Source organism: Burkholderia sp. L-4, assembly GCF_056856535.1.
This window is the reverse complement of record NZ_JBXEOX010000003.1, coordinates 117,364-131,720: the sequence shown is the minus strand read 5'-3', so window position 1 is coordinate 131,720 and position 14,357 is coordinate 117,364. Positions and strand designations below refer to the sequence as shown.

Here is a 14,357-nt window from a genome sequence, read left to right as displayed (position 1 = left end):
AATGAGAAATACGGACGTAATAGGGGGATATTTCAGGACACGGCGTCACGCATCGCATCGTCCGGCCATGCATGCTGCTGTGCCGCACTGGCATTTTTCGGACATTCCGGCTATGTTCCGTGCACGCCCGTCACCGTATCGGCACCATGGACAGCCGCTCCCAACGCAACCAGAGCCGGGCCGAGCGCAGCCTGCGCACATCGCTCGGCCTCGCCCGCCCGGCCGGACGCCAGGAAGATATTCCGGCCACCGTTCACGCGATCGCGGTCGCGCTGGACGAGTGCCGCGTGCGGCACATCGACGGCGCCGCGCTGCTCGAAGGCACGGGGCTCGGCGCGGACGAGGTCGCGTCGCCGAACCTGCACGTGAATCGCGGCCAGGAGCAGCGCTGCTTCCGCAACCTGCTGCGCTGCAGCGGCGTACCGTCGATCGGGCTGTCGATCGGCGCGCGGCTGCACGTGTCGACGCTCGGTCTCGCCGGCTACGCGATGCTGATCAGCGGCTCCGTGACGCAGGCGTTCCGCTGCATGGGCCAGTTCCCGCTGTTCATGGGGCTGTATTTCGACGTGCGCGTCGACGCGCACGCCGGCGGCATGAGCGTGACCATCAGCCGCTACAACGGCGAATCCGATCTCGAGGTATTCCAGGTCGACATGTGCCTGTCGAGCCTGCGGCTGATCGTGTCCGATCTCGTCGGCAAGCCGGTATGGCCGGAACAGTTGCAGCTCGCGCGCCGCACGCCGCGCAATGCAGCCGACTACGCACGCCACTTCGGCTGCCCGGTCGCGTTCAATGCGGCCGACAACCGTCTCGTGTTCACGTCGGTGAACGGCACGGAAACGCCGCGTCTCGCGAACGAAGTCAGCTTCAATGCGCTGCACGGCCAGTGCGAGGTGCTCGAACGGCAGTGGGCCGCGTCGGTCGGCACGCGCTTCGCCGATCGGGCGAAGGAGCTGATGGCGCGCGACCTCGTGCGTTTCAAGTCGATGACGGCGCTCGCGAATGCGCTGCACCTGACGGAGCGCACGCTGCGCCGGCGGCTCGACAAGGACGGCATCACGTTCCAGTCGCTGCTCGATGAAGTCCGTCACGACGAAGCCGTGCGGATGCTCGACGACCACACGCTGACGGTCGCGGTGATCGCCGAACGGCTCGGCTACAGCGAGCCGCGCAGCTTCCGTCACGCGTACCGGCGCTGGACCGGCAAGACGCCGCGCGCGGACGTCGGTATCGACATGTAACGTCGATCGCGCATGCCGATTCCGAACGGCGCCCCCGCCTGTTAGTTTGGAATTCGAATCATTTCCACGAAAGCCGCCGGCGGCGTCCGGCTCGACGCCGCCGCACGACCGCGTGCCGTGCCCAAGCTGGACGCGCTCATTCGATTGCTCTATACTCGCTCCAACTTCATCACAAAACGCATGATCTCGTGCGCAACGTGATGCCATTTCGCACTTTGTTGCGCATGCATCCGTTTCGCCACGTCAAAGGGGCCACCGGCCCCAGCGGTCGGCGCCAAGCCGCCCGCATCCATGCCGTCTTCGCAGGACGGTGCCCTGCTCGAACGCGCCTTGCCGTTACGGCGCCGCCGGGCTGAACCTGACAATCAGACGAACGCAACATCGCGTTCACCCGACCGCCAGCCGCACTTCGGTGCAGCCGGCAGCACTGTTTCCGTCAGTTCAATCGCGGCCATGCCGGGATCACGAACTTCCATCGCGACGCCATCCGGCGTCATCGCGGCGCGTGCCTGCGCGCGTGCCGCATCGGGATCGAGGAGGGGTATCTTCATGACTCGACGCACTGTCCAGCTGGTGGGCAGCCTGGTAGCCATCATCGCGGTCGGATGGGCGCTGGCGCGCGGCATCGGCGCCGACACGTTCCGCCAGCGCGCGGACGATCTCGCGTACTACGCGGGCCAGCACATGCTGCTGGTCGTCTACTCGATGACGCTCGCGATCGTCGTCGGCGTACCGGCCGGCGTGCTGCTGAGCCGGCCGCGGTTTCAGCACCGGGCCGAGCGCTTCATGCAGGTCTTCAACATCGGCAACACGGTCCCGTCGCTCGCGGTGCTGGCCATCGCGCTCGGCATCTTCGGCATCGGCGACGTACCTGCGATCATCGCGCTATTCCTCGCATCGCTGCTGCCCATCACGCGCAATGCCTATGAAGGCATGAAGAACGTGCCGGCCGCGCTGCGCGAAGCGGCCAAGGGCATCGGCATGACGGGCTGGCAATCGCTCGCCCGCGTCGAACTGCCCCATGCGGTGCCGATCATCGTCGGCGGCGTGCGCACCGCGCTCGCGATCAACGTCGGCACGGCGCCGCTCGCGTACCTGATCGGCGCGGACAGCCTCGGCTCGCTGATCTTCCCCGGCATCTATCTCGACAACCAGCCGCTGCTGCTGCTCGGCGCGTCGCTCACCGCGATCCTCGCGCTCGTGCTGGACGGCATCGTCGCAACCGGCAGCCGCCGCTGGCTCGCGCGCCACGGAGGTGCCGCATGATGCGCCCGCTTCGATCGATCGCCCGCCTGTGCGCCGCCCTGGCCGTGTGCATGGCCGCCGGCACACCGGCATTCGCCGCCAAGCTCGTGCTCGGCGCGAAGAACTTCACCGAGCAATATGTCCTCGCGGAAATCACGTCGCAATACCTGCGCTCGCGCGGCTACGACGTGGAAGTCCGCGCGGGGCTCGGCAGCACGCTCACGCGCAGCGCGCTGGAAAACGGCCAGTTCGACCTGATGTGGGATTACACGGGCACCGCCGCGCTCGTCTACAACAAGATCCAGGACAAGCTGTCGCCCGAGGAGATGTACCGGCGGGTCAAGGCGCTCGACGTACCGCGCGGGCTCGTGTGGCTCGACGCGTCGCCGCTCAACGACACCTACGCGATCGGCCTGCCGAGCCAGCTCGCGCAGGCCACCGGCATCCGCACCGTGTCGCAGCTCGCCGAGCACCTGAAGACCGATCCGGCCGCGAAGCACTACGTGTTCGGCATGGATGCGGAATTCGCGAACCGTCCGGACGGCCTGAAGCCGCTGCTCGCCGCGTACGGCATGCAGTTCAGCCGCGCGCAGTTGAAGCAGATGGATCCGGGGCTCGTCTACACGGCGCTGCACAACAACCAGCTGAAGATCGGCCTCGTCTACACGACCGACGGCCGCGTGAAGGGCTTCGGCATCGTGCCGCTCGAGGACGACAGGCATTTCTTCCCGCCGTACAACGCGACGCCCGTGGTGCGCAAGGACACGCTCGAGCGCAATCCGGGACTCGCGACGCAGCTCAACGCGCTGTCCGCCGCGCTCGACAACGACGCGATGCAGGCCATGGCCAAGGCCGTCGACCTCGACGGCAAATCGCCGCGCGACGTCGCCGACGCGTTCCTGCGCACGCATCCGCTACCTTGAAGGAGACCCGATGAGCGTATTCGACTATCTCGCTTCGAGCTGGCCCGAGCTGTTGCAGCTCACGCTGCAACACATGTGGCTCGTCGCGATCGCCGTGGGCTGCGCGATCGTCGCGGGCGTACCGCTCGGCATCCTCATCAATCGCCACGAATGGCTCGCCGGGCCGCTGCTCGGCATCGCCACGATCGTGCTCACGCTGCCGTCCATCGCGCTGTTCGGCCTGATGATCCCGTTCTTCTCGCGCTTCGGCCAGGGCATCGGCGCCGCGCCCGCGATCACGGCCGTGTTCCTCTATTCGCTGCTGCCGATCATGCGCAACACCTACCTCGCGCTGCGCAACGTGGATGCGGGCATCAAGGAAGCCGGCACCGGCATCGGCATGACCGCGTGGCAGCGCCTGCGTCTCGTCGAGCTGCCGCTGGCGGTGCCCGTGATTCTCGCGGGCGTGCGCACCGCGGTCGTGATGAACATCGGCGTGATGACGATCGCCGCCGTGGTGGGCGCGGGCGGGCTCGGCACGCTGATCCTGCGCGCCATCGGACAGAGCAGCATGATGAAACTGCTGGGGGGCGCGGTGCTCGTGAGCCTGCTCGCGATCGTCGCCGACCGGCTGCTGCAGAGGCTGCAGCGGGCATTGACACCGAAGGGAGTGCAGAAGACATGATCGAACTCGACCAACTGACCAAGACCTTCACGCGCAAGGACGGCCAGACCGTACGCGCGGTCGACTCCGTGAGCCTGTCGGTGCCCGAGGGGGAAATCTGCGTGTTCCTCGGCCCGTCGGGCTGCGGCAAGACGACCACGCTCAAGATGATCAACCGGCTGATCGCCGCGACATCGGGCCGCGTGCTCATCAACGGTGAAGATACGGCGCAGCTCGACGAAGTCGACCTGCGGCGCCACATCGGCTACGTGATCCAGCAGATCGGGCTGTTCCCGAACATGACGATCGAAGAGAACATCACCGTCGTGCCGCGCCTGCTCGGCTGGGACAAGAAGCGCTGCGCCGAACGCGCACGCGAGCTGATGTCGATGGTCGCGCTCGACCCGAAGCTGTACCTGAAACGCTATCCGCGCGAGCTGTCGGGCGGGCAGCAGCAGCGTATCGGCGTGATTCGCGCGCTGGCCGCCGATCCGCCCGTGCTGCTGATGGACGAACCGTTCGGCGCGGTCGATCCGATCAATCGCGAGTCGATCCAGAACGAGTTCTTCCAGATGCAGCGGCAACTGAACAAGACCGTGATCATGGTGAGCCACGATATCGACGAAGCGATCAAGCTGGGTGACCGCATCGCGGTGTTCCGGCGCGGCCAGCTCGTTCAGTACGATCACCCCGACACGCTGCTCGCACGCCCGCGCGACGAATTCGTCGCGCAGTTCGTCGGCCAGGACAGCACGCTCAAGCGCCTGCTGCTCGTGAAGGCCGGCGACGCGGCCACGCAACCCGACACCGCGCGCGTCGATACGCCGCTCGCGCACGCACTCGCGGTGATGGACGAAGCCGACTGCCGCTACCTGACCGTGCTCGACGACGCGGGCCGCGCGCTCGGCTACGTGACGCGCCGCGCGGCGCGCGGCGACGGCGGCACATGCGGCGAACGCGTGACGCCGTTCCCGGCCGGTGTCTCGGCCGACGACAACCTGCGCATCGTGCTGTCGAAGATGTACCAGTACAGCGTGTCGTGGATGCCCGTGCTCGACCCGGACGGCGTGTGGCTCGGCGAGGTCACGCAGGACTCGATCGCCGCGTACCTGAGTTCGGGCCGATCGCGCCGGCAAACGGGGCAGCCGCCGGGCAGCCCGGTCGATCGGGTTGAGGCGGCCGCGCCGCATTGATGCGTCGTCCTCGTCACGCCGGTGCGCGATCGGCGTGACGCCGTTCTTGACCAACACACCGTGGGCGACGAGCGCAATCGATCCCGCCGCACCCCGGCTCCCTGTCACTGTCTTCCGTTGAATCCTGCCTGGCGGATTCCAGTGGCTTGATCCTGCGTTCCGTGCTCGCCCGACAAACGCGCAGCGAAAAATCCGGCCCCGGCAATCAAGCGCGAATCGCACGGAATCGACTCGCGTAAAATGCCCGCAACCATCCATCCGAGCGGGCCGCCCTTCCACTCCACTCGCATCGGCATAACACCCATACCAACGAGAGCCGTGGCATCCGCCGACGTCGCCGCCCCGATCGGGGCGACCGCGACCGCGACGATCGTCGACCGGCGAAGCATCGATGAGCAAACCGATCCTGTACCTTCTCGCCGGCAACGGCAGCGCTGCCGACTGGTGGGACGATGCGCTGCCCCACTTCCGGCGCTACCGGCCGGTGCCGCTGGAACTGCCGGGCTTCGGCGATCATCCCGCGCCGCCGTGCGAGGATCTCGCCGCGTACGCGCAGGCGCTGCTGGACGTCACCGAACCGGGCCACGCGATCATGGCGGTCGGCGTGAACGCGCTGCTGGTGCTGCACGCGTTGCAACGGCGCCCCGGCCACTTCGGCCGCAGCGTGCTGCTCGCGCCCGTCGGCGCATTCCTGTGGGAACGTCGGCTGCCGAAACTGATGGCGCCGAAACCGCTGCGCAAGACGATCCACTGGCTGCTCGCGCACCATCCGACGCTGTTCGCCCGCCAGTTCTCGAACCAGACCTGGACGCCCGCGCAATATCGCCGCATGGGCGCCGGCTACGCGCGCTGCCGTGCGTTCCTGCCGCACTGGGATCTCGTGCGCGCCGATACCGCGCTGCCGCTGCTCGAGTGGGTCACCGACCGCATCGAGCTCGTATGGGGCGACCAGGATGCCGTGCTCGGCGTGCGCCAGGCCGCCGCGTGGTCGGCGATCCTCGCGCGCGCCGACCTCACCGTCACGCTGCAGCGCGGCTGGGGACACTATCCGTGGATCGATGCGCCGGCCGCGTTCGCGCAGTGGCTCGAAGCCGGCGACACGGGTTTCGTCGCGCACACGAAGGGCGGACGTCTGGCACTCGCCGCGATGGCCGGCCTGCCGGTACCGCCCGCCTTGTCACTGACCCGCGCCGACGATCCGCGCCTGCCCGCCTTTCTCGCGAGCCAGCCCGGCGCCGAGTGGGCGGTCCGCTCGTCGAGCCACGGCGAGGACCAGGCCGACGCAGCCAACGCCGGCCTGCACACGACGTTCCTGCGCGTGCCGGCATCGGATGCCGCCACACGCGTGGCTGAACTGCTCGACGGCGGCCTCGAGGAAGCGGTCGTGCAGCGCTTCGTCGCGCCCGTGCTGTCCGGCATCGCGTTCGTGCGCCATCTGTCGGTGGAAGTCGAATGGGTGGAAGGCCACCTCGAATCGCTCGCCGACGGACAGGCAAGCCCGCGGCGCGCGATCCTGTCGCGGCTTGGCGAGCCGTGGCGGCGCGGCACGTTCGCGGCCGCGCACGGCCTGACTTCGCAACGGCTGTGGGCGTTCCTGCAACGCGTGCTGCGCGCGTTCCACTACGTACCCGGCGATGTCGAATGGGCATGGGACGGCACGCAGCTGTGGCTCCTGCAATACCGCCCGATCAGCAGCTACGGCTGGCACCGGCACCTGACCTCGGCCAACATCGCCGAGATCCTGCCGCCGCAGCCGAGCCGGCTCGTCGAATATGCGCAACGGCGCGCGGCCGGCAGCATCCCGGCCATCATGGCGCGCTGGGATGCGCGCGTGCTGCGCGACAACGAGCCGTTCACCGCGCTGTACGGCGGCGCGTCGTACATCAACAACGACCTGTTCCTCGCGCGTCTCGCGGACTGGGGCGTGTCCGCCGCGAACTACAGCGGCGAGATCGGCGGCGCGACGCCGCCGCTGCGCTGGCGTCCGCTGCGCCTGCTGCGCGCACTGCCGGTGTTCTGGCGCATGCTGCGCGTCGCGCGCGGGCACCTGCCGACGCTCGCGCGCGGCTTGCAGCGCTTCGACCGGGAACTCGCGACGCTCGTCGAACGGCGCGCGGACGGCCAGCAACTGGCCGACTGGTTCACGCGCTTCTACGTATTCGTCGTGCAGGGCAACCTGTGCATCGCGTCATCGCTCGCCAGCAGCGGCGGCACACTGTGGGGACGTCCGCCGACCGCCTATGGCCAGCTCGACGACAGCCCGCACCGCTTGCCGTGGGAAACCGATCCGGGCACCGCGCGGCCCGCGGCCGCCGACCTGCCGCTGCAGCCCTTCCCCGCCTGGCCGCTGCCGGTCCGCGTGCTGCATGCGCTCGGCGCGCCCGGCATGCGCGGCTGGTATCTGCAGGTACGCGAGTGGTATCGCGACAACCTGATGCGCGTGTTCTTCCGCCTGCATCACGCGATGCCGGCCGCCGACCGCGACACCTGGTTCGCGCCGCATCCCGAACGCCGCGACCGCAACGGCAGCTTCTGGCAGGACGGCGGCGAAGGCACCGACGAGGCAGCCGGCTTCATGATCTATCCGGGCCACGCGCAGGGCGTGCTCGGCCGCGACATCCTGCTCGAAGACGCGCTCGACCCGGGCCGGCATGCGCAGTACCAGGCCGCCCGCGCGGTGATCGCACGCATGGGCGGCCGGCTGTCGCACGGCGCAACGCTGCTGCGCGAACTGCGCAAGCCGTCGGCCGTGCTGCCGCGCGTCGATGCGGCGTGGATCGGACGCGAAGTGCGGCTCAGCGACGGCCGGCTGACGCTGGCCGACTGAGCGGCCGGCGGCGTGTTGAAGGGGGTACCCCGGATCGCTACACTGGTCCGGCGAATCCCGGAGACCTCACATGAAAGAAACGCTTGCCGGACTGTCGGCGGACCTCGAGCGGCTGCTCAAGCTGCGCAGCATCCCGTTCGGGATGAAGCTGTTCGAACGGCGCGAGGACATGGAAGCCGTCCCGCGCATTCGCCGCCCGAAGGCGATTCACTCGCTGGACCAGATCGTCGGGCAGACGGCGCGGCTCGGCTTCACGGTCGGCATCACGGCCGACGACCTCGTCGGCGCGCAGTGCCGGTCGGTCGTCGGGCTCGGTCACGCGAAGGACGCGGAGTGGGCATCCGGCCAGCAGATGGCCGGCGTCTGGTACGCGACGCAGGAAGATTCGCGCGCGCACCAGGCCGCGATGCACTGCGTGGCCGACGGCCAGTACGAAGCGCTCGTCGTGTCGCCGCTCGCGGCCGGCCGCATCGCGCCCGACATCGCGCTGTTCTACGCGACGCCGGGCGCGATGATGTACTTCATCAACGGGCTGCAATGGTCCGGATACAAGCGCTTCGACTGGAGCGTGGTCGGCGAATCGGCATGCGCGGATTCGTGGGGCCGCGCGCTGTCGACCGGGCAGCCGAGCCTGTCGATTCCGTGCTACGCGGAACGCCGCTACGGCGGCGTGCTCGACGACGAGATGCTGATGGCGCTGGCGCCCGACGCGCTGGAACAGGCCGTTGCCGGAATGGAGGCGCTGTCGCGCAACGGGCTGCGCTATCCGTTCGCGCAGTACGGCATCCAGCAGGACGTGCGCGCGGGCATGGAAGTCAGTTACCCGAAAGCGACGTGACTTGACGCGTCGCCGCTGCGGCGCGCTGGAAGCAGCACTCAGCGCAGCGGCGTACGGACCTTGCCGTCGACCTTCAACGTGCGCCTGTCGCGCGCGGCCTCGTATTCGACCGTCTGCGCGGGCGTGACGGCGCCGTACGACCGTCCGTTCACATAGACGATGCCGTCGCGCAGTTCGATCCGGTCGCCGTTGACCGTCGCGGTGGCGCGGTCGCCCTGCAGCACCGCGCCCGAACACCCGGCGGTGGAGAAGCTGCGGACCGACGCGCCCGGCATCGCCGCGTTCCCGCCCGGGTCCGCCGCATGCGCGGCACTGCACGGCGGCGCATCCATGCCGCCGGCGGCATGGAGCGGCCCGGTACTGATGCCGCATCCGGCAAGCAACCCGATCGTCATCGGCAACAGCTTGTTCATGGTGGCCTCCGTGGTCCGCGAACCTGGATCGATGCCCGGGCACGCGCTCGCCCGTCGCTCGATACGCGCAGTATGCGTCCACGTGCCGGCACACCGCCATCCGCGCCAATACCACTTCTGCGCGCCACACATTCGCCTTGACAAGTTGCGATCCGCAACTATTATCGATTGCGATACGCAACCATTTGGGGCAAACCATGGACCTCATCGACGCGCCCGCGAAGCCTCGCGACGCGACCATCCTCGAATTGCGCGACTTCTCCCGCAAGCTGGTGCGCGAGCTCGGCTTCATGCGCGCGACGCTCGCCGACAGCGACTGGGCGCCGTCGGCCGTTCACGCGATCCTCGAGATCGGGATGGCGCCCGGCATCAACGCGAAGGATCTCGGCAACATCCTGCGGCTCGACAAATCGAACACGAGCCGGCAACTCGCGCGGCTCGAGGCGGCCGGTGTCGTGGAGCGCCGCGTATCGAGCGAGGATGCGCGGGCGATCGAGCTGTACCTGACCGCCGAGGGGAAAAAGCTGCAGAAACGAATCGACACGTTCGCGACCGACCAGGTGTCGAATGCGTTGCGTCGCATGATTCCCGCCGACCAGCAGGCGTTGCTGCGCGCCCTCGCGCTGTATGCCGATGCCCTCGCGCAAGACAACGCCGCCAGGGCGCCCGCGACGACCCTCGATGCGCCGCCGATCCGCGAAGGCTACCAACCGGGTTGTATCGGCGACATCGCGAGCCTGCATGCACGCTTCTATGCGGAGCACTGGGGGTTCGGCGTCTTTTTCGAAAAGCGGGTGGCGACCGAGCTGGCCGAGTTCGCGGGCACGTTGCCGGCCGACGGCAAGGCGCTGTGGCTCTGCCAGGAAGACGGGCGGACGCTCGCGTCGCTCGCGATCGACGGCGATCCGGCGACCGGCGTCGCGCACCTGCGCTGGTTCATCGTGAACGACGCGCTGCGCGGGTCCGGCATCGGGCGCCAGATGATGACGCTGGCGATGCGCTTCGTCGACGAGCACCGGTTTCGCGAGACCTACCTGTGGACCTTCAAGGGACTGGATTCGGCACGCCACCTGTACGACGCGTTCGGCTTCACGCTGACCCACGAGTCCGCGGGCACGCACTGGGGCACCGAGGTCGTCGAGCAACGGTTCAGCCGGCCGGGGCCCGCCGGCAGCTGACGTTCGACGCACCCGATTCACGCTGAAGGGCGTCATCACGCTCACCACGACAAAGGACGCTGCCCATGCTCGAACGTCTCGCGGCCCTCGCGCTTTGCGCGGTCGTCACCGCGCCTGCCGCCATTGCCGCGCAACCCGACGCCGCGACCGGCATCAATCCGATCGACCGGACGATGACGCAGTGCCTGAACGATCCCGAACATGCGTCGACGGCAGGCCAGGACGAATGCGTCGTCGATGCGGGTCGCGCATGGGACGCACGGCTCAACGCGAGCTATCGCGCGCTGCAGGCATCGCTGCCGGCGGCGGACCGACCCGCGCTGCTGCGCGCCCAACGCGCGTGGCTCGCGCGCCGGGATGCCGACCTGAAGCTGATCGGCGCCGTCTACGCGACGACACGCGGCACGATCTACGCGCCGATGAATGCAAACGACGTGATGGAACTGACACGGCAGCGCGCGCTGTCGCTGCAACGGTTCGAAGCGGATCGCGCGGCGCACGGCTTCAGCCTGGCCACACGCCTGCCGCCCGCGACGGACGACCGTCCCGAACGCGTCGACGCCGTACCGCGACGCGGCGCACGCTTCGAACGGGCGCACTGCGCGGCGCTCGCCGATCTCGACGCAAAGGGCCGCTGCGCGGCGCAGGCCGCGCCGCTGTACCTGCAGGATATCGACGACGTGACGGCCGCGATCGAACGCCGCCTGCCGCGTGCATCGCGCGAAGCGATGCGCGCGTCGTCGCAGAAATGGCGCGCGTTCATCGCCGCCCAGCCGCCGCTGATCGGCGCGCTTTACGCGCCAGCGGATGTTTCCGGCGTGCCGCCGCAGGTTTCGATCGAGATGCGCGATGAAGCCGCCGCGCGCCTGCAGCAACTCGTGTACGCCGAAGACAAGATCGGCGCCGATTGAGGCGGCGGTGCACAGCCGCCGCGTTCTTCAGCGCCAGCGTCGCGGCATGGAGGGCTTCGGCCGTCATCGGGTCGCTGCCGAATTGCTCGGGCAGTTCAGCGGGAATGGCCGGTAGCTCAACCGGCGGGGTCTTCGGTTGACGAGGCTTATTCAATGAGCGCCACCGATACCGGGATCACCCCGGTGGCGCTCGTTCATCGCGATCGGCCCCGAAAAGTCAGCACCGCGTCCCTACCGCTCCCCAACCCGCTCCACCAACTTCACGAAATCACTCGCCCCCATCGGCAGCGTTGTGCCGACGGCCAGACCTCCTGCGTCGAGAAACACCCCCTTCACGCTCACAGCTCACGCGCTGGCGATGCCTGGGGCGCTGACGTCACAGCGGGCGGCAAGGGACGATTCGCAATCTCCATCGCTTCAGTTCGCGGCACACCGAGCGTCTGCAAAAGGGATGACGCTGCGCGCTCGGCAAAGCCGTTCTGACTGTACCCGATCATGTTCAACATGTCGGTGACGGGCTTCTCGTCTGCATCGAATCGTAATTCGATTGCAATGGCGGTCAGTACCGCGCCGCCGACCGTGACAACGCTCATCAACGGGTCATTTGCCGAGAATCTCCCGGCGAGGATCCCTTTCTGGATATCCCTCAACAACCGAGGTCCGAGGCCGCGGCTGAGTGCTCGCATCGACAGCCCTTCGCGGAGGAGAAATTGTCCCCAAACCGGTTCACCTCTGGCTCGCAGCAAAGTATGACGCAACGACACCGAAATGATCTCGGCAGGGTCGGTGAGGTTGGCGGCGATGCGGTCCAGGGTATCCGCGAACTCCTCGAACACGATTTCCAGAACCGCGGCATGAATCGCTTCTTTCGATTCGAAGTGGTTATAGAACGAGCCGAACCCCACGTCCGCGGCTTCCGTAATTTCATTGATCGCGACGCCTTCCATCCCCTTTTGCGCCATGAGTACGAAGGCGGCATCCAGCAGGCGCGCCCGCGTCTCGCGCTTTCGACGCGCGCCTCGAGGCTCGCGAACCTCGGGGCCTGACGGCGCTTGCCCGTTCGAGACGGCCGGCGACGGTGTTTTGGTGCGACGGGAAGAAGTGCTGGGCATCGGCGTGCGCGTAGGTTCGATGTTTCGAGTATACGTTCGAACATCAAAATTGACAAAATCATCAGTTATGATTTTAATGTCATCAAGGCAGCCTGCAGCGGCCTGCCTGAAGAATGGGAGACAGAACGGTGGCGGAGACAAAACTGACGTGCGAGTCGGGCGTCCATGAAGGCAACGACACCGCGAGCCGTGCCGGCGGGCGCGACTTGCCGTCGGACGTCGACGTGCTGGTCGTGGGCTGCGGTCCCGTCGGCGCGACGATCGGCGCGTTGCTTGGCCGGGACGACGTGCGCGTGCTTGTCGTCGACAGGGCGGCGGAGATCTTCATGGCGCCGCGTGCGATCGCGCTCGACAACGATGCGCTTCGCATCCTGCAGTACGTCGGGGTGAACGAAGCCGACCTCGATACGGTGGCGATTCCGTACGTCCGGATGCGCTCGCCGTGGTTCGGCGAGTTCGGGCGCATCAATACGCTCGGGAGCATCGATGGCCATCCGAAGCTTGTGACGTTCTATCAACCGGACCTCGAGCGATGCTTGCGTGCCCGACTGACCGCACACCGCACCGCCCGAATGGCGCTCGGTGTGACGCTCGTCTCGCTCGACGAGAACGCCGATCACGTCGCCGCCACGCTCGACAGCGCGCAGGGCGTGCGGCACGTCGTGCGCGCCCGCTACGTCGTCGGTGCCGACGGTGCCAGCTCGATCGTGCGCCAGTTGATCGGACAGGAGTTCAAGGGCAAGACGTTCGCGGAAGACTGGTTGATCGTCGACGCGCGAAACGTGCGCCGACCGATCGACCATGTCGAGTTCCTCTGCGACCACCGGCGGCCGACGCCACATATGACCGCTCCCGGCGGGCGCGAGCGTTGGGAGTTCATGCTCCATCCCGACGAGACGCGAGAGGAGATGGAATCCGACGAACGCATCCGCGAACTGCTCGCACCGTGGGGCGGCATCCAGGACATGGTGATCGAACGCAAGGCCGTGTACCGTTTTCATGCCCGAACCGTCAGGACCTTCAGCAAAGGACGCGTTTTCCTAGCGGGCGACGCCGCCCACATCACTCCGCCGTTCGTCGGCCAGGGGCTCGTCGCCGGCCTGCGCGATGCCGCGAATCTCGGCTGGAAACTGGCGTGGGTCGTCAAAGGCCACGCAACCCCTAAAATTCTGGACTCCTATGATCAGGAACGCCGACCTCACGCCAAGGCAATGATCGGCGTCGCGAAATTCATGGGGAAGCTCGTGATGCCGCGAAATGCCGGGATCGCGTTGTTCACGCACGGTCTGATGCGATTGACGCGGCTCGTTCCGCCGCTACGGAATCACTTCGACGAGCTCGGGATCAAGCCGAAGAATGCGTTCCGCAGAGGCTTGTTCGTCCCCGGCTGCTCGACCACGCGGCTCGTGCGCGGCGCCGTGCTTCCGCAGGGATGGCTGCGCAAGCACGATGGGGCGATCCGCCTGAGCGACGACGTGTTCGGCAGCGGTCTTGCGTTGATCGGATTCGGACGGGATCCAGACGTCGAACTCGACGCCGGCGCGCGAGCCGCGTTGATTGCGGCGGGTGGTGTCGTGGTGCAAGTCGTGCACCGCGGGCAGCGCCTTCATCGCATCGAGAACGACGGCTGGGAGGACCTGGACGGTACGTTCTTGCCGGGTGTCGTGCGGTTTGGCTGGGCGGCCGTGATTCGGCCGGACAAAACGGTCCTGCACGAAGGCCCGGTGGCCGACTCGACCCGCCTCGTTCTCGAATCCCTGCAATTGCTGGGTGCGCGCACCTCCTTGTCGTCGCTATCCGGTCACATTGCCCAGCCGACTTCCTGAGGCCCCC

General features: G+C 67.7%; 13 protein-coding genes and 1 pseudogene. 10 read left to right on the top strand and 4 right to left on the bottom strand.

Annotated elements, in window-relative coordinates:
- Positions 1–146: 146 nt before the first annotated feature.
- A complete protein-coding gene (locus AC1VVG_RS31125) occupies positions 147–1,241 on the top strand; it encodes an AraC family transcriptional regulator (protein WP_482837375.1) in 1,095 nt (364 codons plus the stop codon).
- A 365-nt stretch (positions 1,242–1,606) separates the two neighbouring features.
- On the opposite strand, the gene AC1VVG_RS31120 is transcribed toward AC1VVG_RS31125, so the two are convergent.
- Entirely contained in the window at positions 1,607–1,792 is a 186-nt protein-coding gene (locus AC1VVG_RS31120) for a hypothetical protein (RefSeq protein WP_034191928.1), read from the bottom strand.
- Here AC1VVG_RS31120 and AC1VVG_RS31115 point away from each other — a divergent pair.
- The 6 genes from AC1VVG_RS31115 (at position 1,791) to AC1VVG_RS31090 (ending at position 8,910) form a co-directional block, all read left to right on the top strand.
- On the top strand, positions 1,791–2,507 hold the full coding sequence (locus AC1VVG_RS31115; protein ID WP_034191929.1) for an ABC transporter permease: 717 nt from the start codon (positions 1,791–1,793) through the stop codon (positions 2,505–2,507). The two genes, AC1VVG_RS31120 and AC1VVG_RS31115, sit on opposite strands and share 2 nt — an antisense overlap.
- The gene (locus AC1VVG_RS31110; RefSeq protein WP_034191930.1) at positions 2,504–3,409 is read left to right on the top strand and encodes a glycine betaine ABC transporter substrate-binding protein; all 906 of its coding nucleotides are present in this window, start codon (positions 2,504–2,506) and stop codon (positions 3,407–3,409) included. Before AC1VVG_RS31115 ends, AC1VVG_RS31110 begins: the two co-directional genes overlap by 4 nt.
- Before the next feature lie 10 nt (positions 3,410–3,419).
- The gene (locus AC1VVG_RS31105) at positions 3,420–4,073 is read left to right on the top strand and encodes an ABC transporter permease (protein ID WP_482837371.1); all 654 of its coding nucleotides are present in this window, start codon (positions 3,420–3,422) and stop codon (positions 4,071–4,073) included.
- Complete coding sequence (locus tag AC1VVG_RS31100) at positions 4,070–5,245, top strand: osmoprotectant ABC transporter ATP-binding protein OsmV (RefSeq protein WP_059562369.1); 1,176 nt, start codon at positions 4,070–4,072, stop codon at positions 5,243–5,245. The genes AC1VVG_RS31105 and AC1VVG_RS31100 overlap by 4 nt, the downstream gene beginning before the upstream one ends.
- A 391-nt stretch (positions 5,246–5,636) precedes the next feature.
- Positions 5,637–8,072 (top strand): PEP-utilizing enzyme, encoded by a 2,436-nt coding sequence (locus tag AC1VVG_RS31095; RefSeq protein WP_482837369.1) that lies wholly within the window; start codon positions 5,637–5,639, stop codon positions 8,070–8,072.
- 70 nt (positions 8,073–8,142) lie between these two features.
- Positions 8,143–8,910 carry a DUF169 domain-containing protein gene (locus AC1VVG_RS31090; RefSeq protein ID WP_034191935.1) on the top strand — a complete coding sequence of 256 codons (768 nt, stop codon included), beginning with the start codon at positions 8,143–8,145 and terminating at the stop codon, positions 8,908–8,910.
- Positions 8,911–8,948: 38 nt separating this feature from the next.
- Here AC1VVG_RS31090 and AC1VVG_RS31085 read toward each other — a convergent pair whose 3' ends face one another.
- Complete coding sequence (locus tag AC1VVG_RS31085) at positions 8,949–9,323, bottom strand: hypothetical protein (protein WP_059562355.1); 375 nt, start codon at positions 9,321–9,323, stop codon at positions 8,949–8,951.
- Between the two features lie 197 nt (positions 9,324–9,520).
- Here AC1VVG_RS31085 and AC1VVG_RS31080 point away from each other — a divergent pair, with 197 nt between their 5' ends.
- Both AC1VVG_RS31080 and AC1VVG_RS31075 read left to right on the top strand, forming a co-directional pair.
- On the top strand, positions 9,521–10,501 hold the full coding sequence (locus tag AC1VVG_RS31080; RefSeq protein ID WP_200086768.1) for a bifunctional helix-turn-helix transcriptional regulator/GNAT family N-acetyltransferase: 981 nt from the start codon (positions 9,521–9,523) through the stop codon (positions 10,499–10,501).
- Between the two features lie 65 nt (positions 10,502–10,566).
- Positions 10,567–11,412: a lysozyme inhibitor LprI family protein gene (locus tag AC1VVG_RS31075; RefSeq protein ID WP_482837366.1), complete on the top strand. Its 846-nt coding sequence runs from the start codon at positions 10,567–10,569 to the stop codon at positions 11,410–11,412.
- A 19-nt stretch (positions 11,413–11,431) separates the two neighbouring features.
- On the opposite strand, the pseudogene AC1VVG_RS31070 reads toward AC1VVG_RS31075, so the two are convergent.
- Together AC1VVG_RS31070 and AC1VVG_RS31065 are read right to left on the bottom strand one after the other, a co-directional pair.
- A pseudogene (locus AC1VVG_RS31070) lies at positions 11,432–11,566 on the bottom strand (IS256 family transposase); the annotation flags it as partial.
- 184 nt (positions 11,567–11,750) lie between these two features.
- Positions 11,751–12,524, bottom strand: a complete 774-nt coding sequence (locus AC1VVG_RS31065) for a TetR/AcrR family transcriptional regulator (RefSeq protein WP_482837364.1) — start codon at positions 12,522–12,524, stop codon at positions 11,751–11,753.
- A 113-nt stretch (positions 12,525–12,637) separates the two neighbouring features.
- Between AC1VVG_RS31065 and AC1VVG_RS31060 the strand changes: the two genes are divergently transcribed.
- The gene (locus tag AC1VVG_RS31060; protein ID WP_226252542.1) at positions 12,638–14,350 is read left to right on the top strand and encodes a bifunctional 3-(3-hydroxy-phenyl)propionate/3-hydroxycinnamic acid hydroxylase; all 1,713 of its coding nucleotides are present in this window, start codon (positions 12,638–12,640) and stop codon (positions 14,348–14,350) included.
- Positions 14,351–14,357 lie beyond the last annotated feature (7 nt).